The 24641-nt window shown below is 56.8% G+C and carries 21 protein-coding genes and 1 pseudogene; 14 read left to right on the top strand and 8 right to left on the bottom strand.

The window, feature by feature from the left end; all coding sequences use genetic code 11:
- Nucleotides 1-91 precede the first annotated feature (91 nt).
- Entirely contained in the window at nt 92-1138 is a 1047-nt protein-coding gene (locus tag KGA81_RS25235; RefSeq protein ID WP_223549549.1) for an ornithine cyclodeaminase, read from the bottom strand.
- A gap of 533 nt (nt 1139-1671) precedes the next feature.
- On the opposite strand from KGA81_RS25235, the gene KGA81_RS25240 reads away from it, so the two are divergent.
- The 9 genes from KGA81_RS25240 (at nt 1672) to KGA81_RS25280 (ending at nt 10463) form a co-directional block, all read left to right on the top strand.
- Nucleotides 1672-2451: a transporter substrate-binding domain-containing protein gene (locus tag KGA81_RS25240; RefSeq protein WP_223549551.1), complete on the top strand. Its 780-nt coding sequence runs from the start codon at nt 1672-1674 to the stop codon at nt 2449-2451.
- A gap of 59 nt (nt 2452-2510) precedes the next feature.
- Complete coding sequence (locus tag KGA81_RS25245) at nt 2511-3236, top strand: ABC transporter permease (protein ID WP_223549553.1); 726 nt, start codon at nt 2511-2513, stop codon at nt 3234-3236.
- Nucleotides 3233-3943: an ABC transporter permease gene (locus KGA81_RS25250; RefSeq protein ID WP_223549555.1), complete on the top strand. Its 711-nt coding sequence runs from the start codon at nt 3233-3235 to the stop codon at nt 3941-3943. Before KGA81_RS25245 ends, KGA81_RS25250 begins: the two co-directional genes overlap by 4 nt.
- Nucleotides 3944-3999: 56 nt before the next feature.
- Nucleotides 4000-4761 carry an ABC transporter ATP-binding protein gene (locus KGA81_RS25255; RefSeq protein ID WP_223549557.1) on the top strand — a complete coding sequence of 254 codons (762 nt, stop codon included), beginning with the start codon at nt 4000-4002 and terminating at the stop codon, nt 4759-4761.
- Nucleotides 4762-4773: 12 nt separating this feature from the next.
- Nucleotides 4774-5253, top strand: coding sequence for an Lrp/AsnC family transcriptional regulator (locus KGA81_RS25260; protein WP_090322115.1), 480 nt, complete (start codon nt 4774-4776; stop codon nt 5251-5253).
- A 223-nt stretch (nt 5254-5476) separates the two neighbouring features.
- Nucleotides 5477-6415, top strand: a complete 939-nt coding sequence (gene ctlX, locus KGA81_RS25265; protein WP_223549559.1) for a citrulline utilization hydrolase CtlX — start codon at nt 5477-5479, stop codon at nt 6413-6415.
- A 558-nt stretch (nt 6416-6973) separates the two neighbouring features.
- A complete protein-coding gene (gene nirB / locus KGA81_RS25270; protein WP_223549561.1) occupies nt 6974-9535 on the top strand; it encodes a nitrite reductase large subunit NirB in 2562 nt (853 codons plus the stop codon).
- Nucleotides 9535-9921: a nitrite reductase small subunit NirD gene (gene nirD / locus KGA81_RS25275; protein WP_223549563.1), complete on the top strand. Its 387-nt coding sequence runs from the start codon at nt 9535-9537 to the stop codon at nt 9919-9921. The genes nirB and nirD overlap by 1 nt, the downstream gene beginning before the upstream one ends.
- Before the next feature lie 101 nt (nt 9922-10022).
- A complete protein-coding gene (locus tag KGA81_RS25280; protein WP_223549565.1) occupies nt 10023-10463 on the top strand; it encodes a CBS domain-containing protein in 441 nt (146 codons plus the stop codon).
- Nucleotides 10464-10538: 75 nt separating this feature from the next.
- Here the strand turns inward: KGA81_RS25280 and KGA81_RS25285 are convergent, their stop codons facing one another.
- From KGA81_RS25285 to KGA81_RS25310, 6 genes are all read right to left on the bottom strand, one after another.
- The gene (locus KGA81_RS25285; RefSeq protein WP_223549566.1) at nt 10539-11690 is read right to left on the bottom strand and encodes an MFS transporter; all 1152 of its coding nucleotides are present in this window, start codon (nt 11688-11690) and stop codon (nt 10539-10541) included.
- 96 nt (nt 11691-11786) lie between these two features.
- Nucleotides 11787-12821: a GlxA family transcriptional regulator gene (locus KGA81_RS25290; RefSeq protein WP_223549568.1), complete on the bottom strand. Its 1035-nt coding sequence runs from the start codon at nt 12819-12821 to the stop codon at nt 11787-11789.
- A 48-nt stretch (nt 12822-12869) separates the two neighbouring features.
- Nucleotides 12870-14219, bottom strand: coding sequence for an MmgE/PrpD family protein (locus tag KGA81_RS25295; protein ID WP_223549570.1), 1350 nt, complete (start codon nt 14217-14219; stop codon nt 12870-12872).
- Nucleotides 14220-14306: 87 nt separating this feature from the next.
- Nucleotides 14307-15350, bottom strand: coding sequence for a glycine betaine/L-proline ABC transporter substrate-binding protein ProX (gene proX, locus KGA81_RS25300; protein ID WP_223549572.1), 1044 nt, complete (start codon nt 15348-15350; stop codon nt 14307-14309).
- A 69-nt stretch (nt 15351-15419) separates the two neighbouring features.
- The gene (gene proW, locus KGA81_RS25305) at nt 15420-16424 is read right to left on the bottom strand and encodes a glycine betaine/L-proline ABC transporter permease ProW (RefSeq protein ID WP_223549627.1); all 1005 of its coding nucleotides are present in this window, start codon (nt 16422-16424) and stop codon (nt 15420-15422) included.
- A gap of 8 nt (nt 16425-16432) precedes the next feature.
- The gene (locus tag KGA81_RS25310) at nt 16433-17470 is read right to left on the bottom strand and encodes a glycine betaine/L-proline ABC transporter ATP-binding protein (RefSeq protein ID WP_223549574.1); all 1038 of its coding nucleotides are present in this window, start codon (nt 17468-17470) and stop codon (nt 16433-16435) included.
- Nucleotides 17471-17919: 449 nt separating this feature from the next.
- Between KGA81_RS25310 and KGA81_RS25315 the strand changes: the two genes are divergently transcribed.
- The gene (locus KGA81_RS25315) at nt 17920-18873 is read left to right on the top strand and encodes a LysR family transcriptional regulator (protein ID WP_056724831.1); all 954 of its coding nucleotides are present in this window, start codon (nt 17920-17922) and stop codon (nt 18871-18873) included.
- 114 nt (nt 18874-18987) lie between these two features.
- Here the strand turns inward: KGA81_RS25315 and KGA81_RS25320 are convergent, their stop codons facing one another.
- On the bottom strand, nt 18988-20223 hold the full coding sequence (locus tag KGA81_RS25320) for an aromatic ring-hydroxylating oxygenase subunit alpha (protein WP_223549577.1): 1236 nt from the start codon (nt 20221-20223) through the stop codon (nt 18988-18990).
- A gap of 362 nt (nt 20224-20585) precedes the next feature.
- Between KGA81_RS25320 and KGA81_RS30110 the strand changes: the two are divergent.
- The 4 genes and pseudogenes from KGA81_RS30110 to KGA81_RS25335 all read left to right on the top strand — a co-directional run.
- Nucleotides 20586-20711, top strand: a pseudogene (locus KGA81_RS30110) (GntR family transcriptional regulator); the annotation flags it as partial.
- Nucleotides 20708-21619, top strand: a complete 912-nt coding sequence (locus tag KGA81_RS25325) for a dihydrodipicolinate synthase family protein (protein WP_223462301.1) — start codon at nt 20708-20710, stop codon at nt 21617-21619. The pseudogene KGA81_RS30110 and the gene KGA81_RS25325, both read left to right, overlap by 4 nt.
- The gene (locus KGA81_RS25330) at nt 21612-23129 is read left to right on the top strand and encodes an aldehyde dehydrogenase (RefSeq protein ID WP_223549581.1); all 1518 of its coding nucleotides are present in this window, start codon (nt 21612-21614) and stop codon (nt 23127-23129) included. Before KGA81_RS25325 ends, KGA81_RS25330 begins: the two co-directional genes overlap by 8 nt.
- Nucleotides 23126-24472, top strand: a complete 1347-nt coding sequence (locus KGA81_RS25335; RefSeq protein WP_223549583.1) for an NAD(P)/FAD-dependent oxidoreductase — start codon at nt 23126-23128, stop codon at nt 24470-24472. The genes KGA81_RS25330 and KGA81_RS25335 overlap by 4 nt, the downstream gene beginning before the upstream one ends.
- Nucleotides 24473-24641 lie beyond the last annotated feature (169 nt).

Raw genomic sequence — 24641 nt, forward strand, 5'->3', positions numbered from 1 at the left:
TTCCGACGATGGACTGAAGGACGGCGCGTTTATTCAGAAAACACGCGTTATCGTTAACGTCCATCGCGAGCAGGGGCGCAGCGTTTAGGTATTAAGCCCGAAGCCTTACATCGTCAGTTGCTGAAGGCTGCAGCAGCGAGAACAGGTTCTTGGGATCCTGCAGCTCTGGCACCAGCTGAATGTCGCTGCCGATGTCGAGCGTTCTTGCAACATCCAGCACATAGCGCAGGGCGGAGTAATCCTCGATGGCGAAGCCGACCGAGTCGAACAAGGTGACTTCTTCGGCATGCTGGCGACCTTGAGTCTGGCCATCGATGACTTTCCAGAACTCGATAACCGGTGAGTCGGCGGGCATCTGCTGAATTTCCCCTTCAATGCGGCTTTGCGGCTCGTACTCAACCATGACCCGCGCACGCTCCACGATGTCCCGGTGCAGTTCGGTCTTGCCGGGACAGTCGCCGCCCACTGCGTTGAGGTGCATCCCGGGCTCGATCATCTCAGGCGTTAAAATCGTTGCGTAGGCCTTGTCGGCCGTGACCGTGGTCACGATATCGGCACCGCGTACCGCTTCTGCGACGCTTTTGGCAACCGTCACCTGTATGGCGGGGTAGGCCCGCAGGTTGGCTACCAGCTTCGCCGTCGCGGCAGGATCGATGTCGAAGAGACTGATTTGAGTGATGCCCAACAATGTATGAAAGGCCAGGGCCTGAAATTCGCTCTGTGAGCCGTTGCCGATAAGTGCCATTCGGCGACTGTCCGGTCGGGCGAGGTAGCGGGCCGCGAGTGCGGAAGTGGCAGCGGTGCGAATAGCCGTCGTCAGGGTCATTTCACTCAGTAACACAGGCTTGCCGGTATCGACGTCGCCCAGCGCACCAAAGGCCATGACCGTCAGCATGCCATTGTGGGTGTTCTTTGGATGCCCATTGACATACTTGAAGGCGTAGAGCGCTGCATCAGACACGGGCATCAGCTCGATGACGCCCTCGGGTGAGTGGTTCGCCAGGCGCGCGCATTTTTCGAAATCCGGCCAGCGTACGTAGTCTTGACGGATGTACTCGGCCATTTCGATCAGGCAACGGGGCAAGCCTTTTTCCTGGACGAGGCGGCTCAGATCATTGACGTCGATGTAACGGGTCATATTGGGTTCCTTCGGGCGATTTTTTTTGGTGTGCCGGTCCGGACTATTGTCGAGGCAATGCAGAGAAGGTTTCGGCCAATACCGGCCCGGGATACAGCAAGAACAGTCGAAAAACAGCGAGTGCACAGCGCAATCGGCGAAGTGACAGTTACCGCAATCTCGTCATGCAGATGAAGAAGGCCGCAGAGACAAGCACATGCCTGTGCCGCTTCCTTCAAGCGCAGACACAGTGACTTGCCGCGACGACAGAATCGGCTGTGAAAGCCTTTCGTTCAGCGCAGGCACGCTGTTTGAGCCCGGGGTTACGACACCAGCACCCTCCCGGCAATTGGCATTCTGACGGTCCGTTTCAAGGGCTTGTCGATCGCCGCTTGAAATGGAGCGCAACTTCGACGACTGGCAACTTCCAGTCGAAAACAACAACAAAAAACGGCTGCGGCGAAGACCGCATCGACTCTCTGCCCCTGTCAAAAAGTGTGGTCCGACGCAGGCGCCGGATCGCGATAAATCCAAATAATCCGGGACTCAAGAAGATGAACATCAAATGGCTGACTTTGCCGGCACTCGCGTTGCTGTGCTGCACCACAGGCGCCAGTGCCAAGGAATGGAAGGAGCTGCGATTTGGCGTCAACCCAAGCTACCCACCCTTTGAATCCACCACGGCCGATGGCGGGGTCCAGGGCTTCGGCGTGGATCTGGGCAATGCAATATGTGCCGAGCTGAAGTTGACCTGCGTGTGGGTCAGCAATGACTTCGACGGACTGATTCCGGGGCTCAAGGCCGGTAAGTTCGATGCCATCGAATCGTCGATGACCGTGACCGACACGCGCAAAAAACAGATCGACTTTACCGATCGCCTGTACGCCGGACCGACCGCCATCGTCACCCGCAAGGATTCCGGACTGCTGCCGACCGCCGAGTCGCTGCGCGGCAAAACCATCGGTTACATGCAGGGCACGATTCAGGAAACCTACGCCAAGGCCAAACTGGGGCCCGGCGGGGTGAAACTGCGGGCCTATCAGAACCAGGATCAGGTCTATGCCGACCTGGTATTTGGCCGTCTCGATGCGTCGATCCAGGACAAGCTGCAAGCGCAGATGAGTTTCCTGACCTCGCCACAAGGGGCGGACTTCCAGAACAGTGAAGGCATCAGCGACCCGTTGGTGCCGGCAGAGATCGCCATTGGTGTGCGCAAGGACAACGAAGAGCTCAAAGGCATGCTCAATGCCGCCATCAAGGCCCTGCACGACAAGGGCATCTATGCGCAGATCCAGCAGAAACACTTCGGTGACCTGGACCTCTACAACAACTGATCCTCGCGCCCCGGTCGCTGTGCTGCAGCTATCGGGGCGCATCAAGACAGGTGACTGGCGTGAATTCCTTCCTGAATCTGATCGGGGTCGACCTTTCGGCCCTGCAAGGCTATGGCCCTTTGTTGCTGCACGGCACCTGGGTCACCCTCAAACTGTCGGCGCTCGCGCTTGTGGTGAGCATGGCGCTGGGGCTGCTTGGCGCGGCGGCCAAGCTGTCGCCGCTGAAGCTGTTGAATCTGCCGGCGACCTTTTACACGACGCTGATCCGTGGCGTGCCCGACCTGGTGTTGATGCTGCTGATTTTCTACAGCCTGCAAGGCTGGCTCAGCGCCCTGACCGAGGCCATGGGCTGGCCCTATATGGAAATCGACCCGTTCGTGGCCGGGATCATCACCCTGGGTTTCATCTACGGTGCGTATTTCACCGAGACCTTTCGCGGGGCGATTCTGAGTGTGCCGCGCGGGCAACAGGAAGCCGCGGCGTGCTTTGGCCTGAACCGCTGGCAACGCTTTCGGTTCGTGGTGTTCCCGCAAATGATGCGTTTCGCCTTGCCGAGCCTTGGCAACAACTGGCTGGTGCTGCTCAAGGCCACGGCGCTGGTATCGATCATCGGTTTGTCGGACCTGGTCAAAGTCGCGCAGGAGGCCGGCAAAAGCACGTTCAATATGCTTGATTTCCTGCTACTGGCCGCCGCGCTTTACCTGCTGATCACTAGCGCTTCGAACTACGTTTTGCGCATGCTGGAACGGCGCTACAACCAGGGTGTACGGGGGATGGCGCGATGATCGAGTTGATTGCCGAATACTGGAAGCCCTTTCTGTTCAGCGACGGCGAGACCCTCACCGGGTTGGCGATGACCCTGTGGCTGCTGGTGGCGAGCATTGCCATGGGTTTTTTCCTGTCGTTGCCCCTGGCGATCATGCGTGTCTCGCGCGTGGGGGTTTTGCGTTGGCCGGTTCAGCTGTTTACCTACGTCTTTCGCGGCACGCCGTTGTATATCCAGTTGCTGATTTGCTACAGCGGGATCTATGGCATCGCTGTGGTCCGTTCGCAGCCATTGCTCGAAGCGTTTTTCCGCGACGCCATGAATTGCACTTTGCTGGCGTTCACCCTCAACACCTGCGCCTACACCGTGGAGATCTTCGCCGGAGCGATCCGCAGCATTCCCTACGGTGAAATCGAAGCGGCGCATGCCTATGGCCTCAGTGGCTGGCGCCTGTACCTGCAACTGATCCTGCCTTCGGCGCTGCGCCGCGCGCTGCCTTACTACAGCAACGAAGTGATCCTGATGTTGCACGCGACTTCGGTGGCGTTTACCGCAACGATTCCGGACATCCTGAAAATCGCCCGGGATGCCAACGCCGCGACTTTCATGACGTTTCAGGCCTTCGGCATTGCCGGTCTGCTGTACCTCGTGCTGTCGTTCGGGCTGGTCGGTGCGTTCCGCCTGGCTGAGAAACGCTGGCTGAGCTTCCTGGGCCCGGCCCACTGACTTCCATTCTTTATCCAGAGCGGCGCCGATAAGTGTGCCGCTCCAGGAGTATTCGCATGTACAAACTCACCGTTGAAAATCTGTATAAACGTTTTGGTGACAACGAAGTACTCAAGGGCGTCTCGTTAAACGCGAGGGCAGGGGACGTGGTGAGCATGATCGGTGCCAGCGGTTCGGGCAAAAGCACCATGCTGCGCTGCATCAACTTTCTGGAACGGGCCGACGAAGGCGCCATTGCCCTGGATGGCGAGCGAGTGCTCACCCGTCAGGGCATCGGTGGCATGCGCGTTGCCAATCCAAAGCAGTTGCAGCGCTTGCGCACGCGATTGGCGATGGTGTTCCAGCATTTCAATCTGTGGAGCCACCTGACCGTGCTGGAGAACATCGTGCTGGCGCCGTGTCGAGTCCTGGGCATGAGTCGCAAGGCCGCCGAAGAAAGCGCGCGGGCGTACCTGGACAAGGTCGGCCTGGCGCAACGGGTGGCCGATCAGTACCCGGCGTTCCTGTCGGGCGGGCAGCAGCAACGGGTGGCGATTGCCCGTGCCCTGGCGGTGGAACCGGAAATCCTGTTGTTCGACGAGCCAACCTCGGCGCTCGACCCGGAACTGGTCGGTGAAGTGTTGAAGGTGATTCAGGCGCTGGCCGAAGAAGGCCGGACCATGTTGATGGTGACCCACGAAATGGGGTTTGCCCGGCAGGTCTCAAGCCAGGTGTTGTTCTTGCATCAGGGGCGGGTCGAGGAGCAGGGCGATGCTACGATACTCGACCGGCCAAACAGTGAACGTTTGCAGCAATTTCTATCGGGTCGTTTGAAGTGAGGCAAGGCGTACATGGCGGATATCCGCGATCTGTCGATCGTGCTTGATCGTATCGATCAGGCGATCATTGAAGTGTTGCGCCACGAAGGGCGCATCACCTATCAGAAGTTGTCCGAGCGCGTGCACCTGACCCCCAGGCCCTGCCTGGAGCGGGTACGCAAGCTGGAACAGCTCGGGGTCATTCGCGGCTATGGCGCGATTCTCGATGAGAAGAAACTGACGCCGGGCTTGTCGCTGCTGGTGCTGGTGGCGTTGTCGAACCAGAGCGGACGCGCGGCGCAAAAGGCCTTCGAAGCCAAGGTCCGCGCCTGCCCGCAGGTGCTGGAATGTCGCCTGATCAGCGGCGCGTTCGACTACAGCCTGCGCATGCGCTGCCGTGACATGGAGCATTACCGGGTGTTGACCGAAGTCTGGTTTGACGACCCGGATTTGCACATCGACAAACTGGTCAGCCACCCGGAGCTGGCGATGGTCAAGACCAGCATGGAGTAAGATCAAAAGATCACAGCCGGCGGCAGCTCCAGGAAGAGTGTTTACACGGTCCGTGTAGGAGCTGCCGCCGGCTGCGATCTTTTGCTTTTCAGCGCCCGCCGAATCGGCTGGGCAATCGGGAATCTTCAGCCGTTTTCATCAGCGCAACAGCCATTATCAACCGGGTTTTTCCCGCTTCGAAACAGACAATGAGCCTCTCTCGACCCTCATTGAGTCTGTGCCCATGCAAACCACCAATACGCTATTAATGATTCGCCCGACACGTTTCTCCTTCAATGAGGACACGGCGGCGAACAACCGTTTCCAGCGTCCGGCAACCGTTGCCGAAGACGTACAACTCAAGGCCCTTGCCGAGTTCGATGGTTATGTTGACGTGTTGCGTCGGCACGGCGTCGAGGTCCTGGTGCATAACGATCGCGAAGCGCCGCATACCCCGGACTCGATCTTCCCCAACAACTGGTGGAGCAGCCACCCGGATGGCACCCTGGTGCTGTACCCGATGCAGGGCCACAACCGGCGTCTGGAGCGGGACAAAGGTGTACTCGACGGGTTGCTGGGTGAATACCGGGTCGAGCAGGTGCTGGACCTGTCCAGTCTCGAAGAGCAGGAGGTTTTCCTGGAGGGCACCGGCAGCATGGTCCTGGATCGGCAACAGCGGATCTGCTACGCCGGGTACTCGACTCGCACCCACGCCCGGGCACTGGATCGGTTGGTCAGTCATCTGGGCTATGAGCTGTGCGCATTCAACGCGGTGGACCGCCAGGGCGTGGCGATTTATCACACCAATGTGATGATGAGTGTCGGCACCCGCCTGGCCGTCGCTTGCCTGGCGTCCGTGGCCCATCCGGGTGAATGTACGGCGCTGCGTAACCGACTCGAATCCAGCGGCAAACAGCTCATCGACTTGAACTGGGCGCAACTGGAGTCCTTTGCCGGCAACATGCTGCAAGTGCACAACGCCGCGGACGAGCCGCTGTTGGTGATGTCGCGCACCGCCTGGCAATCCCTGGACGCCGATCAGCGTCGCTTGATCGAAACCCACACCACGCCGTTGCCGGTGAACATCGACACCATCGAGCGCATCGGTGGCGGCAGCGCGCGCTGCATGCTGGCCGAAGTGTTCCTGCCCAAGCGTTCGTCCAGCCGGGAACAAGCGAGATGATCGTCCGCCAGAGTTTCGCCCGCACTTGGGTGACCAGGTCATTGCGCAAATGCGCGATTATTGAGTTCCAGCGAGCTATGGAATCGAACGATACATGCACTTTTATAAAGCGCTATGCGTAACAACGTGCACCAGTCGGATGCGCCGCAAAGCGCTTTCGCCTGCGGTAGCTCCCGCGTTTCGAATGGTTGTCCTTGACCATTCACCTTCCCTGGACGTCGGCTGACACTTGCCGAAACGGGCCTGGACAGCAGTCGCCGTGACAATCCCCCCTGGCTCGAGATTCCGTGTTTGCAGGTAGTTGAAGCCTCTCTGTGGCTGACTGGCACAAAGGCTGCAAGACAGACATCAGGTCCACCTGGAACGCATTCGTGTGGACAGCCCCCTCGGTCAACGACGATCGATTGGCCGGACAGGTCGTGGGCAGCATCGGTGGATCAGGCATAGACGTCTGGTTTCAACACCGCAAAAGAACAGGCAAAGACGCCTGGAACCGCAAGGTTTCAGGCGTTTTTTTTTGCTTTTAAAACCGTGATTGGCTCGGGCTGGGTGCTTTCTATGAATTCCAATGTTGCCACGTTGAACAAGATGCAAACGCTGATCGTGATCGGTAATGGCATGGTCGGACATCATTGTGTCGAACAACTGATCGAGCGGGGGGCGCTTGACCATTACCGGCTGCACGTCTTCAGTGAGGAGCCGATGCGTGCCTATGATCGTGTGCATCTTTCCGAGTACTTCTCCGGTCGCGATGCCGAGTCGCTGGCGCTGTCCGATGCGTCGCTTTACCAGACGCCCGGCGTTACGCTACATCTGGGTGTGCCGGTATTGGAGATCGACCGCGTCCGTCGCCAGGTGGTCACCGCGCAAGGTTGCGTCACGTATGACAAATTGGTTCTGGCCACCGGGTCTTATCCGTTCGTTCCGCCAATCGAAGGCGCCGAAGGTCAATCGCGCCAGGTCTATCGCACCCTGGAAGACCTCGATGCCATTCGGGCTGCGGCGGCCAATGCCCGGCGCGGTGTGGTGGTCGGCGGTGGCTTGCTGGGTCTGGAAGCCGCCAACGCATTGAAAAGCCTGGGCCTTGAAGCCCACGTGGTGGAATTCGCGCCGCGCTTGATGCCGGTACAGCTCGATGACCTTGGTGGCCAGGCGCTCAAGGCGCAGATCGAACGGTTGGGCGTCGGTGTACACCTGTCCCGCGCCACTCAATCGATCAGCGCGGGCGAGCAGTACCGCTATCGCATGAATTTTGCCAACGACGAATTCCTCGAAACCGACCTGATCGTGTTTTCCGCCGGTATCCGTGCTCAAGACGCGCTGGCCCGTCAATGCGCGCTGCAGATCGGCCCGCGCGGTGGCGTGGTGATCGACGACACGTGCCTCAGTTGCGACCCGAACATCTACGCCATCGGTGAATGCGCTTCATGGAACGGCAGCCTGTTCGGCCTGGTCGCGCCGGGCTACCAGATGGCGCGCAGCGTCGCGGCCCGTCTGTGCAACGAAGTCGCCGAGCCGTTCACCGGTGCCGACATGTCGACCAAGCTTAAGCTGCTGGGGGTGGATGTCGGTTCCATCGGCGACGCCCACGGCAACACCCCGGGCGCGCGCAGCTATCAATTCATCGATGAAACCAGCGCCAGCTATCGCCGACTGGTGGTGGATGCCAGTGGCAAACACGTGCTCGGTGCAGTGCTGGTCGGTGATAACAGCTACTACGACACCTTGCTGCAATACATGCAGAACGGCATCGCCTTGCCGGCAGAACCCGCCAGCCTGATTCTGCCGTCCTCCGAAGGCGCGCCGACCCTGGGCCCGGGTGCGCTGCCCGAGTCGGCCACGGTGTGCTCATGTCACAACGTCACCAAAGGCTCCATCTGTTCGGCCATCGACGGCGGCTGCACCGACCTGGGCCAGCTCAAGTCGCAGACCAAGGCCTGTACCGGCTGCGGCGGTTGCGCCGGGTTGCTCAAGCAAGTGTTCGAGCATGAGCTGATTGCCCGTGGCGTCAGTGTCGACAAAAGCCTGTGTGAACACTTCGCCTATACCCGTCAGGAGCTTTATGCGCTGGTGCGGGTAGAAGGGGTGATCACCTTCGAAGAACTGTTGGCCAAGCACGGCCGTGGCCACACCGGTTGCGACGTCTGCAAACCGGCCGTGGGTTCGATTCTCGCCTCGTGCTGGAACCAGCCGATCATGGACACTTCGCTGGTGCCGTTGCAGGACACCAACGACACCTTCATGGCCAACATGCAGAAAAACGGCACCTATTCGGTGGTGCCGCGTATCGCCGGGGGCGAGATCACCGCCGACAAGCTGATCGCGATTGGCGTGGTGGCGAAGAAATACGACCTCTACACCAAAATCACCGGCGGCCAGCGCATCGACCTGTTTGGCGCACAACTGCATCAGTTGCCGGACATCTGGGCCGAGCTGATCGAGGCGGGTTTCGAAACCGGGCACGCCTATGGCAAATCGACCCGCACGGTGAAGTCTTGCGTGGGCAGCACCTGGTGCCGTTACGGCGTACAGGACAGCGTGAAAATGGCCCTGACCCTGGAGGATCGCTACAAGGGCCTGCGTTCGCCGCACAAGCTCAAGTTCGCGGTCTCCGGTTGCACCCGTGAGTGCGCCGAGGCGCAGAGCAAGGACGTGGGCGTGATCGCCACCGAGAAAGGCTGGAACCTCTACGTGGCCGGTAACGGCGGCATGCGCCCGCGCCACGCCGAACTGTTCGCCACCGACCTGGATGATGAAACCCTGATCCGTTACATCGACCGCTTCCTGATGTTCTACATCCGCACCGCCGACAAGTTGCAGCGCACTTCGGTCTGGCGCGAAAGCCTGGAGGGCGGCCTGGATTACCTCAAGGACGTGATCATCAACGACAGTCTGGGGCTTGGCGCGGAGCTCGAATCGCAGATGCAATTGGTGGTCAACCGCTACGAATGCGAATGGGCCAACGCCCTGAAAGACCCGGAAAAACTCAAGCGCTTCCGCACCTTCGTCAACGATCAACGCCCCGACCCGGACATCCATTTTGTCCAGGAACGCGGTCAGCGCCGGCCGATCATAGCCGCTGAACTCCACCTTATCCCTGTCATCGAGGAGATTGCCTGATGAGCCAGTCCAATACCCAGCGAGCCGATTCTGGTTCCTCCCTGATCAAGCCCCAAGCCTGGCAAACGGTGTGCAGCCAGGAGGATCTGGTGAGTAACTCCGGCGTCGTCGTCTGGCTCGACGGTGCACAAGTGGCGCTGTTCTACCTGCCGGCTGCCGAAGGCAAGACCCTCTATGCCGTCGATAACCATGACCCGCAATCCGGGGCGAATGTCATCGGTCGCGGCCTGATCGGCAGCATCAAGGGCGATCTGGTGATTGCCTCGCCACTCTACAAACAGCATTTCCGCCTTGAAGACGGCAGTTGCCTGGAGTATCCGCAACAGCGCCTGCGGGTCTGGCCGGTGCGCCTGAACGCAGGTCAGGTAGAGGTCGCAGTGGCCTGACCCCGTGGATTTCGCCGGGGTCTGAGCGCTCATTCAATTAATGACGTATGCCAGGCGCCGGCGGAGTCGATGATCAATGACAAACAGTATCGGAGGCTTTTATGAAAACAGCCGCACAACTGCTGAAACTCAAGGCCGTGCAGAACCGGCGGGTGCATAGCATCGCGCCAGACCAGACGGTGCTTGAAGCGTTGAAGATGATGGCGGAAAAAAATGTCGGTGCGCTACCCGTCATGGAGAAGGGGCAGGTGGTCGGCGTGATCAGCGAACGCGACTATGCGCGCAAGGTCGTTCTACAGGGGCGCTCCTCGGTCGGCACGCCGGTGCGGGCCATCATGAGCGCGCCCGTCGTGACCGCTGACAGTCAGCAGAGCATCGAGCGTTGCATGGCGGTCATGACCGACAGTCATCTGCGCCATCTACCGGTGGTGGAGGGCGACCAACTGATTGGCCTGTTGTCGATTGGTGATCTGGTCAAGGAAGCCATCGTCGAGCAGACCGAGCTGATCCGGCAATTGGAGCATTACATTCGCGGGCATTGAAACGACCGGGGGCAGGGGGATCGAGGGCTTGTGGCTTGGAGAGTAGAGCCGTCTGCTACATCTGAAAAGTTCCGGTTAATTGCGAAGTAATCGAGCTGTCGCACTGACAAAAACCAGCAAAACAATCACGCAGCCAAGAGCGAACGACAAGGTGCTCAGATGGGCGACCGCCCCGATAAATACGGGACCGATCAGAATCCCTGCGTAGCCCATCGAGATGACAGCGGGGATCGCTACTGCCTGTGGCATACGTTGCTGGCGGCCCACGGCGGTAAAAAGCACAGGGACAATGTTCGAGCAGCCAGCCCCGACCAGGGCATAGCCGACCAAGGACGCGGGCCAGCCGTCGATTCCAAGCGACACAATCATGCCCGCGGCTGCGCAAAGCCCGCCAAGTGCAACGACGCGCACGCCCCCCAGTTTGCTGACGATGGCGTCCCCCGTCAGGCGGCCCACCGTCATCGCAGCGGCGAAGGATGCATAGCCCAAACCGGCGATGCTCGGCTCTAACCCTCGGTTTGAAACAAGGAAGACTGCGCTCCAGTCAAGCATCGCACCTTCTGTGAGGAAGACGATGAAACAGAGCACCCCTAAAAACAATACGATACCCCTGGGCACCGCGAACATTGGTCCACCCCGTTCAGTGCCATAAGTCAGCAAAGCAGGGGCTGCCTTGTAAAGCGCTCCCAAAACGGTGGCAACGATGCAGAGCGCCGCAATCAGTGGATCCAGCCCTAGGGTCAATAAAGCGGTCATGGCCCCGGCGCCCACTATGCCTCCGACGCTGTAAAGGCCATGGAAGCCGGACTGAAGTGCCTGTCCGCTGTTTTTCTCGACGATGACGGACTGTATGTTCATGGCGCAATCCAGCATGCCCATGCTGGCGCCGAAGATAATGACAGCGATGACCACACCCGGCAGCCACATCAGGGTGCTCAACAGCGCAAGAGCGGCACACAAGACAATCGTCGCCCAGATTACGACCGGTCGGCATCCATAGTGTGCAGTGAGATACCCGGCGAAGGGCATGGCCACAATAGATCCACCGCCCAGGCCAAGCAGCAGCAACCCCAGGCCACCATCGTCCAGGCCGGCGCGTGCTTTAACCAATGGAACCAGAGGCGCCCAAGCGGACATGAGTAAGCCCGCGATGAGGAAGGCAATGCGTGTAGACATCCGCTCGCTGTGGTTGGCCGTGGGTATTAACACCGGCGATGGCGCGTTCATGATTCTCGGTAATCCTTATCGACGATGCCAGCCATCGGTTACTCGGCTCAGGCAGTGCGGGGTTCGTATGTTTTTCGCGTGCCCGGGTTTCGAAACTTAGCGCCTGCGCTCATACGTGGCTCTATAACTGCTTGGCGCTACACCAAAGAAGTCGCGAAAGCGCATATGGAAGTTGGCGAAACTACAGAAGCCGGTCGCAATCGCGATATCGGTGATCGGCCGATTGCTTTGCAGAATAAGCTGTCGCGCACGCGTCAAGCGCAGCTCAAGGTAGTAGCGCGTGGGCGTGGCACCCACGAAACGGCAGAAGCGCCGCTCCAATTGTCGTCGGGAAATGTTCACACATTCAGCCAGTTCGTCGATCGATAGCGGCTCTTCGATGTTCTTTTGCATAAGTTCCAAAGCGAGCTTCAGGGTTTGTGGCAAGGTGGGGTCAGAGTCAACGATGACAGTCGATATCCCGGAGACTTCAGCGGCTTGATCGCAACCGAGTATTTCCTCGACAGCGTGGGTCAGCGACACGCCTTGTTTAGCGGAGATGAGCTCCAGCATCATTCGTAACGAACTGCTGGCGCCGGCGCAGGTGATACGGTTTCTATCCAATACGTGAGTCCGACAAGTGACCAGGACTTTGGGGAAAACATCCTCCATCATCGCTCGCCCATCTGGATGGAAAGCACACTCGACACCGTCCATCAACTGAGCTTCGGCCAGAAAAAACGCACCATTCCACAAACCGCCCATGGTCGCACCAAGAGAGGCGACGTTACGTAGCTTGCGCCGTAATAGCGGGTCGCTGATCAGCTTCACTCGCAAACCACCGGCGACAATGAGAACGTCGATACGATCCGGTAGTTGGGATAACTCCAGGTCCGCTGAAATGGCGATTCCCAGATCGCTCATCACAAGACGGTTCCTGATGCCGACCGTCAACACCTCAAACGCCGGTGTCTCGCTAATCAGGTTAGCGGTCACCAGGGCGTCGATAGCGCCGGTGAACGACATCATCGAGAAATTGTTCAAAAGCACGAAAGCTACACGAGTCACCGCCTGCGGCATTAATGGTTTCTGCGCCGTATAGGAGTACCCCATGTTCTTGTCTTTAAGCACGCTCTCGAATACGAATGGCATAAATCCTCTTTGACACCTTTACCAATAGCTACGAAACCATTGCGCAATCTAGACAGCGGTTTTTGGAGCAGACAGCAATAAATCAAAGAATGCCTGGCAGTCATCGCTCTCAGGCAGTGCTTCAACACTGTTCTTGATCGCATTGCTGAGGGTGGATCCCAAGCTGTCATCGGCCAGCAAATGATATTTAGCCGTGAGTTCGGCACTCGACATAGGGTTGCCGGGGTCGCCCTTGGCCGTCGCGGTTGGGCTCGTAAGACGCGTGCCGTCTTTGAGGGTAACGGTGACGCGGGAGAGAATTTCCTCCGGAAACCTGGCGGACAGGTCGGGCGCCTCATGAAGGGTTATCTTCGCGCTGATGTTCAAGATGTCCGGCGCATGAATGGAGTCCCCGGTGACCTCTTTTGGCCCCAGCTTCCCGCGAACGATCAAGGCAGCGAGCGGGAACGCCAGCGCATACTGGGCCTCATCCGCGTTCTTCGGAAAATGCCCCTGCAAGCACACAGACTCGTGGAATGTCTCGACATCGATGGTCTCGATCAACTCAGCAGTGATGACTGGATGTGCTCGCATCAAATCGGTCATGGCCGTGAGTGCCGGTTGCGCCCAGCGACATACCGGCCACGGTTTGAAATATTGCTCGTCGATCTCCCAACGGGTTCCGATGTCCTGCCAGAAAGTGGAAATCTCTAAAGGTTCAACGGTGGCGGCTGGAGCGCCCGTGACACCGAGCTGTGCCATCAGTAATGCGTTCAGTCCGGCATACGCCCCGGCGCCGTGGGCATCACGCAACATCGTCGGAAAGCTCACCAGGCGCATCATCGGGCACCTGGGGCCAAAGTATTCCGCGATACCCAGCGCATGACGGAACGTCGTTTCATCAAGCTTCAGCAGGCGAGCACCGGCGCAAACGACCCCGATCCCGGAAAAGGCACCTGAGGCATGGTATTCCGGGGCCGTGGCCATCAAAGCCTGGCCCGCCCGCAAGGCAGTCTCGTAACCGATGCACAGTGCGCTGAGCAATTCCTCGCCGCTGATGTCTTTGCCCTGACGGCGATACGCGTCTACCAATGCAACAATGGCCGGGACTACGGTCGCACCCGCATGCCCCTTGGAGGTGAAGTGACCTTCATGTGCATCCAGGCTATCAACGCAGAAGCCGCCGGCATACGCGGCGCCCAAGGGATGTACGGCTCTGCCGTCGAACCAGAGGCGGCTGTACAGCTTGTTGGCAGAGTAGTGGGTGTCAGCGTAGGTTTTGAGCATCACGCTGGTTTGATTGTCGCGAGCACCGGCGGCCACGCCAATGATGTCGAGCAGGCAAGTCTTGACCAGCTCGCGTGTATGCAGGGGCGCGTCCTTGTAACTGAAATTCTGGACGAATGGATACAACTGCATTTCATGATTCCTGAATGATGAACGCCGAAACGAATGAAAAAGTTGCCCGGGGAAGGGCAACCTTTTATGCAGATTTAAATGAAGGGACTAATTTTTTGCGGTGGCGCTATTAGCCGCGGCTCGTGCGTCTGCCAGCCAGCTGTCGTATTTCGCGCGATGGCCCGCGATCCATTCTTTGGCGTGCCGGGTAATGTCAGCCGCACTTTTTTCACCGTTGTGCATTTTCAGATTTTGCGCGCTTTCATCGTCGGTAGTGATCTGCATTTCAGACAGGAACTTCACGGCCGCCGGATTTTTCTCGGCGAACTCTTTGTTGATGACCGCTTTGACACTGTCTACCGCGAAGCCAAGGTTTTTACCATTGAAGGTAGTGTTGACATCGTTTTTGCCACCGGGAAGATCCGTACGCGGCACGGTTAACCAAACAACATCTTTACCTTCGACCAGAACACCGGAGATCCACTGAGGTACCCAGGTGTAATAGAGAATCGGCTTGCCTTCTTTATAACGAGCAATGGTGTCGGCCATCAGGGCAAAATAGGAGCCCTGGTTATTTGTGACGGTTTTTTCCAGGCCATAGGCTTTCATATGGTGGGCAATGATCAGCTCACAGCCCCAGCCCGGGTTGCAACCTGTCAGGTCGGCTTTACCGTCGCCATTGCTATCGAACAGCTTGGCAATCTCTGGCTTTTTCAAATCATCGATAGAAGTGATGTGATGCTCGTCAGCCGTTTTCTTATCGATCATGTAGCCCTGTAATACGCCCGGCATAATAGCCCCGGTTTTCACCATCGTCTCATCGCCGCCGGCCTTCTCGTAGAAAGATTTGTGTAGCTCCTCCCACAGATGAACCGAGAAATCAGCGTCACCATTGGCAATCGCAATCATCATGGTGGAGTACTCGGTTTCCTTGGGCGTCTCAACGTCATAGCCCAGTTCCTTGAGACCCGCCATTGCAATCTCTCCGCGGAATCGCTCTTCGGCGATTGACGGGAAAATGGGAGTGATCGATACCCCTTTCCCGGGCAACTGCGCCGTGGCGGCGGATGCGAAAACAGGGGAAACCGCTAGTACTAAAAGCGCCACAGAGTGAATGAATTTCTGTTTTATTCCGAATGTTGTGAAGTTCATTATCGTTTGCCTTGGATGGATTAAAGAAGTTGGCATTTCTTTTGGTTCACGACGCGCCGCTTAGCGGAGTTAACTTTCTTTGGGACTGACTTTTATTTGCGTAACAGTGTTTTTTCTCTTCAGGCGATAAATGACACCCGCCGGGCCTGTCTGGTACCAGTGCTCGCCTTTGGTTGCCCTGTTACTGCGTTCGCCCATTGCCTGGGTCAGTCGGTCGAGGAAAATCGCCAGTAATACCAGCCCCAATCCACCGACGGTTGCCAAGCCCATATCAAGGCGGCCGATCCCGCGAAGTACCATCATCCCCAACCCGCCAACCGAAATCATTGATGCGATCACCACCATGGAAAGTGACAACATCAATGCCTGATTCAGCCCCGCCATGATCGTCGGTGCAGCCAAAGGAAGTTGAACTCGCCTCAGCATCTGGCGTGGGGTGCATCCGAAAGCCCGGGCGGCCTCAACCTTGTCTTCCGGTACCTGGCGAATCCCCAGATTGGTGAGCCTGACCAGTGGTGCTACCGAAAAGATGATCGTAACCAGCACCCCCGGTACGTTGCCGATACCAAACAGCATCACCACCGGTACCAGATAAACAAAAGCAGGCAGTGTTTGCATTGCATCGAGCAGCGGCCGCAGAAGCATCTCCAGTCGGTCACTCCGGGCACACAGGACACCCAGCGGTATGCCAATCACGGCACAGAAAAACAGTGAAGTGAGCACCAGCGCGAGGGTGATCATGGCGTCATTCCATACGCCGATCACGCCTAAGAGGGTGAGGGTGACGAGGCAAAGGATTCCTGTCTTTTTCCCTCCTACCTGCCAGCCGAAGAGTGTCGCAACAATAATGAATATTGATGGAGGAATAGCCAACAATCCGAACTGAATACCATTGAGTACCTGGTCGATTGGCCATCTGATCGAGCGAAATACCTCGCGGAAATTATGAACCAGAAAATTCAGGGCAACTTCTACCCATTGGCCCAAAGGGACGTTGATGGATTGGAATGGGTCTAGAAAATTGAATTCGTTCATGTCATTACCTGAATGTCCTTGCCTGGCTAGCCAGCAAATAGAGCCTGTTAGTGTCGGCTCATTGTCTGAAGCAGCAGGCTCTTGGAGATCGTGCCTTTGAACACACCCTGGCGATCCAGCACGGCAACTGGATTAACGGCATCGGCAACAATGTGAAAGACGTCCTGCAGGAGTACATCGTCGCGCAGCGTAGGCGTGGATTGATCCACGGCGTACGGATGCTCTGCACAAATCCTGGCAACATCGCCAGCCTTCAGGATCTTCGAGGCATCGAAACCTTTGAAGAAAGCCCTGACGTAATCGTTCACCGGGTTGCAAAGCAGCTCTTGCGGGGTACCGATCTGTACTACCCGGCCACCCTCCATGATCGCAATGCGATGGCCGATGCGAATCGCCTCGTCAATGTCATGGGAGATGAAGATGATGGTGCGATGCTGTTCTGCCTGCAGGCGGATCAGTTCGCCCTGCATTTCGTGGCGAATCAACGGGTCGAGTGCTGAGAAGGCTTCGTCCATCAGCAGGATGGCCGGGTCGTTAGCCAGCGCTCGGGCCAGGCCTACCCGCTGTTGCATACCGCCGGACAGTTGGTGCGGATAGCTGTAGGCGTGGCCATCGAGCCCCACCTGTTTGAGTGCCTCGAGTGCACGTTTATGCCGTTCACTTTCCTCGACACCCGAGATTTCCAGACCGAAAGCAACGTTGTCGATCACACTCATGTGGGGCATCAGGGCAAACGACTGAAACACCATGCTCATGTCTTTGCGACGAACGCTGAGAAGATCGGCATCCGACAGACCGGTAATTTCCTGCCCGTTAAGATGGATCGTTCCGCAGGTTGGCTCGATCAGTCGATTGAACAAGCGGACCATCGTCGACTTCCCGGAACCGGAAAGCCCCATGATGACGAAAATCTCTCCACGTTTTACGGAGAAACTGGCATCAAAAACGCCAACGACTTGACCGGTTTTGCTGAAAATTTCACTTTTATCAGCACCGCGAGCCAGCATCTCCATCGCGAGTTTTGGCTGACCACCAAAGACTTTGTAAATGTTTTTTACCGAGAGTATCTCGTCACCAAGACTCATAACCCCTCCTGCTGCAATTATGATGTAAGACCAAGAATTCAGGTGTATGTGTCTTGATCAGTTCAGACGGTGCTTGTGGGGGCAGTCAAGCTGGGAGAAAGGTTGGGAAATAGTCATTGTGACCATCCTCTTTATTATGTGATGTTTATTATTTTTGTTTTATCGGCGCTGAATTAAGCAGTACCGTTGGGAACCAAGTTATTACCTAATAGAGTCAGCGTCTAACAACATTTCTTCCAGCCAATCAATAACGTCATGTTATCAATCATTTAATTATGTCAATTTGCGACTGCGGCAGTGCCAGTTGCGAAGAGGAGTGCGGCTGGGCCTGTCTTAGACCCTGTGTTTGAGCTACGCTCCAGTGTAGGCTCCAGGTGGAACACTCTCGCCGATCTCGTCCCTAACGGCCCTCCGAAGGGCCCCGAACCGGATATTCAATACTCTAGGTTATGGTTAAGCACATCGATCCAGACATGACACTGCTGAAAATGCCGTCTCTGAAAGCAGTGAAGTCATTCGTCGCCGCCGCAAAATATCAGAGCTTTACGCGTGCGGCAGAAGCACTGTGCGTTACTCAAGCGGCAATCAGCCGTCAGATTCGAGAACTTGAGGCGTACCTTGGGGTGGATCTATTCAAGAGGGTGGGGCGAGCAGTCGAATTGACGGAAGCCGGAACCATTTTTTTTGATGCGGCACAGATATCTTTCGTCAACATTTCCCAAGCGGCGGAGCGCATTCGCACCAACAATGCAGGCAAGCGCACATTGACGCTTTGTTGTTCTCCCGCGTTTTCAGCCCTCTGGCTCGCAGCGAAGCTGCCGGGGTTTTTTACCAAAAACGCAGATATCGACCTCAATCTGGTCACCACTCAAAACTTTTTGTCGATGGAGCCAGGTGTAACTCCGGACATCTTCATCACCAAAATGGCCAGGATTCAGGATGGCTATCGCAGTTATCCGTTGTTTCATGACGTCATCTACCCGGTGTGCACGCCTCGTTACAAAGAGGAGCACCCTGAGCTGTCCAGCCTGGAAGCACTACGCGACGGGGTTTTGCTGAACCTCAGTCCCTATGGCAGATCCCAGGTAGCGGAGCACGTTGACTGGGGCGTTTGGCTGGCTTATCACGATGTCGATATCGAGAAACGCCCCCACGACAGCCCTCACGTTTTCAACGCGAACGACTACAACCTGGTCATCAGCATGGTGTTGACCCATCAGGGAGTAGCCCTCGGATGGAATCACCTGGTTGCAAACCTGATCGAAAACGGCACGCTGATTCGGCCGATCGAAGAAGAAGTGGTTCTCCATGAAAGTCAGCACTATCTGACCTTTCGTGAAGACCGGATCAATGACGACGCCTGTTGCCGGCTACGCGACTGGATTCTCGCCCAGTTTTCCTGAGCTGTCTGGAAGACAGGAGTACTGACTGAGCAGTGATTCGGGGTGCGAGGAGGGGAGAAGTCTGGGTATGCCGGTGGTGATCATTCGTGGTTCTCACCACCGGCAGTTTTGCTCTTAGCCGACAGATCTCAACGGGATCGTGTCATTGAGTTGCTCAAGCATCGTTTTGCAGTACCAGTCATCAAACTGGCACACACCGATTTCGCTAGCCACCGACAAAGGGCCCGGCTCGTAAGCAGGAGAGCTGACGCCGACCTGTGCGCCTTCAACCAAGGTGCGATCCTGGTCATTGGTTGCAAGCCAAACCTTGGTCAGGCGATCGATGTCGTAGTCGACACCTTCCTGCGCGTCCTTCTTGACGATCCATTTTGTAGTGACCAACGTCTCGCCCGGACCGATGGGCAAAACGCGGAAGCTCAGCGCGTGATCGCCCAGAAAGTGGTTCCAGGTTGATGGGTAGTTGAAATAAAGCAGCGCACCGATGTTGGCTTCGCCGGTTGTGTCCAAGCGACCGGCAACCGCAGGCTTGCCATCCATTGTGTAGCTGACGGCACCGGAAAAAAGGGGGATGCGCGTCATGCGGAAGCGACCGTCTTCGTCCATGACCAATCGGCTGGGCAGGCCTGCCGCTTCGCAGCGATCCCAGTGCTCTTTGAGTTCGAGATCCTCGTCGCCGCCGGCGCCGCCCACTGATGGGTTGTCGACGAATGAGTGCATCAATTCCGGGTGAGTGAAATCGCAGTGGTAACACTCGCGGTTGTTCTCGAAAACCAGTTTCCAGTTGCCTTTCTCGATGATGTTCGACTCAAACGCGACTTTGCAGTCGTCCAGGTTATGAGGCGCAACGAAAGGCGTCAGAGACTTTCTGAACGACGAAAAGTCAGGTGCCACATCAGCGACGCACACATAGATGTAGGTTTCGACGACCTCACAATGCACGGTTTTCAACCCATGCTGAGACTTGTCGAAGTCCTCCCCCATGTTTCCGGCGAAAAGTAGCCTGCCATCCAGCTCGAAGGTCCATTTGTGGTAAGGGCACACCAGCTTGGCGACCTTGCCGCTAGCTTGCGGGCACACCTTGGAGCCGCGATGACGGCAGGCGTTGTGGAATGCACGAATCTGCTTGTCTGCGCCACGGACGATAGCGACAGGGTAATCGCCGATTTGCAGCGACAGGTACTGACCCGTCTTCTCCAGCTCAAATGTGTGCCCTGCGAAGATCCAGCTTTTGTGCCAGATCTGTTCCAGATCCTGCCGGTAAACGTCTGTATCGCTATAAAGGGCACCTGGCAGCGCATGGTCAGGCTTGCGCTGCGCGATAAGATTTGAAACTGCCGATTTAGTGCTCACGGTCAACACACTCCAAAATACCAAAGGGACGACAAAAGACCATTGTTTGCATCAATCTCGAAATTGGGTAACGCCATTTCGCCGGTAAAATATCGCTGTTGTAAAGACTACGTCTGCAATCACACCCCAACAAGAAACTTTTACGCTTATCAATGCATAAACAAATGTTATCGATCGATAGCGTAGCTTTAAAGTTCTATACATAACCAATTGAATTTAAAGTATAAATATTTTTCGACTCTGTGCGCTATATCGCTTTAAAGATGTCTGCGCGAGGAAGAGACGCTATTGACCACTCTATTGCCCCATGCCAGTCTGGATTCAACAGCTAACGGTACTTAGTCAGTAAAACAACCTCTGGCGATCTCGTGTTTGAGCATTGGGAACTGCCCCGTGAAAACATGGAATTTTTTATCGCGCCTCAAGGCAAAAAAGCTGACGCGCTCGTTGATCTTCCACCTAACTCGCATTCGGAGCATTCATCTTGAAATTTGAAGGTATTTATACGCCAGCAGTAACTCCTTATAACTCTGATGGAGACATTGACTGGAATGTGTACTCGGAAGTTTTGGAGTCGCTGATTGAGGCGAAGGTGCACGGCATTATTATCGGCGGGTCGACCGGCGAGTACTATGCGCAGACTTCGGAAGAACGCACCGAGTTGGCGGCCTACGCCAAAGATGTGATCGGCACTCGGGTGCAACTGATCGTCAGTACCGGGGCGATTCGCACCGAAGATGCGGTTCAGTACGCCAAGGACGCCAAATCGATCAAAGCGGATGCGATTCTCGTCACGTCCCCGCCTTACGCGCTGCCAACCTCACAGGAAAACGCGATTCACGCGCTCACTATCGATCGCGCAGCGGACTTGCCGATCATGCTTTACAACTATCCGGGGCGCATGTGCGTTTCGATGGATGAAGAATATTTCACACGTGTCAGCCAATCGAAAAACGTCGTAGCCATCAAGGAAAGCTCCGGCGACATGGGCCAGGTGCATATGCTGGCCCGGCAGTTCCCCAACATCGCCTTGTCCTGCGGATGGGACGACCAGGCCCTCGAGTTTTTTGCCTGGGGCGCCCGCAGTTGGGTGTGCGCAGGATCCAACTTCCTGCCCAAGGAACACGTTGCGCTTTATGAAGCCTGCGTGATCGAAAAGAACTTCGACAAAGGCCGCCAAATCATGTCGGCAATGATGCCGCTGATGAATGCCCTGGACGGTGGCAAGTTCGTGCAGTCGATCAAGTACGGCTGCGAAGTTGCCGGATTGAAAGTCGGTAACGTGCGCCTGCCATTGCAGCCACTTGAAGCGGACGAAAAGCAGAGTTTCGCGTCGGTCATTACTGAACTCAAACGTAACGTAGCCAACATTACTTCGGGAGCCAGCCATGGGTGATCTTCTGAGCAAGGCCGAATATGCCGCTCTGGCCAAAGACATTTCGTTGCCATCCAGGGCGTTCATCAATGGCGCGTTCAAGCCCGCGATCTCCGGCAAAACCTTCGCCACGAATAACCCGGCAACGGGTGAGTTTTTGACCGACGTCGCTGCTTGTTCGTCCGAGGATGTCGACTTCGCGGTGAGCAATGCTAAGGAGGCCTTCGAGGATGGACGCTGGAGATCGATTTCTCCCAGGGAACGCAAAGCGGTTCTGTTGAAGTTTGCAAACCTGCTTGAAAGCCATCAACACGAACTGGCCGTCCTCGAAAGCCTCGACAGCGGCAAACCGGTCAGTGAATGTCAGTTGGTCGACATCCCGGACACCATCCACACGATCCGCTGGCACGCAGAACTGATCGACAAGATTTATGACAACACCGCCCCGGTGGGCAGCGACGCGCTGACCATGGTGGTCCGGGAGCCGATCGGCGTGGTGGGCTGCGTATTGCCCTGGAACTTCCCGCTGCTGATGCTGGCCTGGAAAATCGGCCCGGCGCTCGCTGCAGGCTGTTCGGTCATCGTCAAACCTGCCGAACAAACCTCGCTGACCACGTTGCGCGCCGCTCAGCTGGCGTTTGAAGCCGGGATACCCGCCGGTGTCCTCAACATTGTGACCGGCACCGGCAAAGACGTCGGTGAGCCGATTGGCTTGCACAACGATGTCGACATGGTGAGCTTCACCGGCTCCACCGCGACCGGCCGCCGTTTCCTGCATTACGCCGCCGATTCGAACCTCAAACGCATCGTCCTTGAGTGCGGCGGGAAAAATCCGGCCGTGGTGATGGACGATGTCCAAGACCTGGATCTCGTCGCTCAGCATGTCGTCAACGGTGCGTTCTGGAACATGGGCGAAAACTGCTCCGCGACGTCACGTCTGATCGTCCACGCGTCTGTTAAAGACGAGCTGCTGGAGCGCATGGGCGCCTACATCCGCGAATGGAAAATGGGCGACCCACTCGATCCGCAAAACCGCGTAGGGTCGCTGGTCAGCCCTGAGCATTTCGCAAAAGTGAAGTCGTACCTTGAGCACGCCGCCGCCGGAAAGCTTGAAGTGGTTTACGGTGGTGCGACCAAGGACGGTGCCTTCGTAGAGCCGACCGTGATTGACGGTGTCGGTCGAGACAACCGTCTGTTCCAGGAAGAGATCTTCGGCCCGATCCTTTCGGTCACCACATTCAGTTCGATCAGCGAAGCCATTGCCCTGGCCAATGACACGGTGTACGGCCTGGCGGCCTCGGTTTATACCGGCAGCCTGCGGCGGGCGATCAAGTTGTCGCGGGAAATTCGCGCCGGCATCGTCACCGTGAACTGCTTTGGTGAGGGTGATGCATCGACGCCATTCGGCGGCTACAAGGAGTCGGGCTTCGGCGGTCGGGACAAATCCATTTTTGCCCATGACCAGTACACCGAAATCAAAACAATCTGGATCGATGTGTCTGATCGGTCGGATGAAGAGACCGAAAAATGAGCACCCATACCATCAAGCGCCTGCCGGTAGACACCGGGGTTTCAGGTTGGGAGGCGATTTCCGCACGCACTGCGCCTGTCCGCATGCTCGATGGAAATGTGACGGCGGATTGGCTGATTATCGGTGCCGGTTTTGCCGGCCTGTCCGCCGCTCGCAGACTTTCACAGTTGCACCCGGGTGACAGCATTGTTGTGGTCGATGCTCATGAAGTCGCCAAGGGGCCGGCGGGCAGGAACTCGGGTTTCATGATCGATGTGCCGCACAGTCTGTCATCGGGGGAATACTCCGTGGCGAGTGAGTCTGCAACGGCGCTGGAGATCACCCAAAATCGTTTTGCGATTGATTTTGCTGCGCAAGCCGCACGCGAGTACGGCATGTCCGCAGAGACCTTTGACCCTTCAGGGAAGATCAACGCTGCCGCCACTGAGCGGGGATTGAAGCTGAACGTCAATTACGCCAGATCCCTTGAGCGCATTGGCGAAAAGTTCGAGATGTTCGATGCCGTGCAAATGCGTGAAATCACCGGGTCTACCTATTACCAAGGAGGGATCTATACCCCCGGCGCTGTGTTGATTCAACCTGCACAATACATCAAAGACCTGGCAGCAGGGCTGGAAGGGAAAATCACTCTCTTTGAGCGCTCTCCAGTTATTGAATTGTCGAAGCAGGGTAGCGGCTGGATCGCTCGATCTCATAACGGGACGGTGCGCGCCCCCAAGGTCATTCTTGGAGTTAACGGCCACATTGAAGACTTTGGTCATTATCGGGGACGCCTGCTGCACGTCTTTACGTACGCCTCCATGACGGCCGCGTACAGTGATGATGCATTCAAGAAAGACGTGCCGGGCAAAGCCAGGTGGGCCTTGTTGCCGGCTGATCCAATGGGTGCGACTGTTCGTAAAATCTCTACGGACGGTCTCTCGCGTATCGTCATCCGGACAAAATTCACCTATGACCCGAGTATCCAGGTCACCCCAGAACGTGTAGCGGCGGTTGCCAGAGAACAGCGACATTCTCTGGATGCACGCTTTCCCGAATTGAAATCCACTGCGTTGGAGTTCAGCTGGGCCGGCCGTCTGTGTTTGAGCCGTAACAGCGCCGCTGCATTTGGCGAGATCGAAGAAAACCTGTATTCGGCTTGCTGCGAAAATGGGTTGGGAACGGTCAAGAGCACTCTGGCAGGTGTAATGGCGGCGGAATTGGCTTCGGGTATACGTTCTGATTTTCTGGAAAGTATCAGTCACGCACCAGGACCGAGCAGGCTTCCCCCCCAAATAATAACGAAGCTGGGCGTCAGTTCGGTCATTCGTTGGCATGAGTTTTGGGCCGGGCGAGAAGGTTAACAAGTTTAAGTTGTCGGCTTTTCCTATAAGGCTGTTTAAAAATCACTTGCTTCAGCACACAGAGCTTTCTCAGGTTGATGTGCTGGTCGCATGCGGCTTTGTTTCACCGAGCCATTTCAGCAAATGCTGCAGCCCGTATTTTGGTCACCGGCCTTCGAGCGAAACACGG

This window comes from Pseudomonas sp. A-B-19, from assembly GCF_019947515.1.
Lineage (GTDB): Bacteria > Pseudomonadota > Gammaproteobacteria > Pseudomonadales > Pseudomonadaceae > Aquipseudomonas.

Bases quoted from the DNA above. Each gene is read 5' to 3' on its own strand.
- KGA81_RS25295 (WP_223549570.1), bottom strand. From the start codon at position 14,219: ATGCAGTTGTATCCATTCGTCCAGAATTTCAGTTACAAGGACGCGCCC.
- KGA81_RS25335 (WP_223549583.1), top strand. From the start codon at position 23,126: ATGAGCACCCATACCATCAAGCGCCTGCCGGTAGACACCGGGGTTTCA.
- KGA81_RS25290 (WP_223549568.1), bottom strand. From the start codon at position 12,821: ATGCCATTCGTATTCGAGAGCGTGCTTAAAGACAAGAACATGGGGTAC.
- KGA81_RS25260 (WP_090322115.1), top strand. From the start codon at position 4,774: ATGGCGGATATCCGCGATCTGTCGATCGTGCTTGATCGTATCGATCAG.
- ctlX (WP_223549559.1), top strand. From the start codon at position 5,477: ATGCAAACCACCAATACGCTATTAATGATTCGCCCGACACGTTTCTCC.
- KGA81_RS25280 (WP_223549565.1), top strand. From the start codon at position 10,023: ATGAAAACAGCCGCACAACTGCTGAAACTCAAGGCCGTGCAGAACCGG.
- proX (WP_223549572.1), bottom strand. From the start codon at position 15,350: ATGAACTTCACAACATTCGGAATAAAACAGAAATTCATTCACTCTGTG.
- KGA81_RS25240 (WP_223549551.1), top strand. From the start codon at position 1,672: ATGAACATCAAATGGCTGACTTTGCCGGCACTCGCGTTGCTGTGCTGC.
- KGA81_RS25330 (WP_223549581.1), top strand. From the start codon at position 21,612: ATGGGTGATCTTCTGAGCAAGGCCGAATATGCCGCTCTGGCCAAAGAC.
- nirB (WP_223549561.1), top strand. From the start codon at position 6,974: ATGAATTCCAATGTTGCCACGTTGAACAAGATGCAAACGCTGATCGTG.
- KGA81_RS25235 (WP_223549549.1), bottom strand. From the start codon at position 1,138: ATGACCCGTTACATCGACGTCAATGATCTGAGCCGCCTCGTCCAGGAA.
- KGA81_RS25310 (WP_223549574.1), bottom strand. From the start codon at position 17,470: ATGAGTCTTGGTGACGAGATACTCTCGGTAAAAAACATTTACAAAGTC.
- KGA81_RS25255 (WP_223549557.1), top strand. From the start codon at position 4,000: ATGTACAAACTCACCGTTGAAAATCTGTATAAACGTTTTGGTGACAAC.
- nirD (WP_223549563.1), top strand. From the start codon at position 9,535: ATGAGCCAGTCCAATACCCAGCGAGCCGATTCTGGTTCCTCCCTGATC.
- KGA81_RS25250 (WP_223549555.1), top strand. From the start codon at position 3,233: ATGATCGAGTTGATTGCCGAATACTGGAAGCCCTTTCTGTTCAGCGAC.
- KGA81_RS25285 (WP_223549566.1), bottom strand. From the start codon at position 11,690: ATGAACGCGCCATCGCCGGTGTTAATACCCACGGCCAACCACAGCGAG.
- KGA81_RS25315 (WP_056724831.1), top strand. From the start codon at position 17,920: ATGGTTAAGCACATCGATCCAGACATGACACTGCTGAAAATGCCGTCT.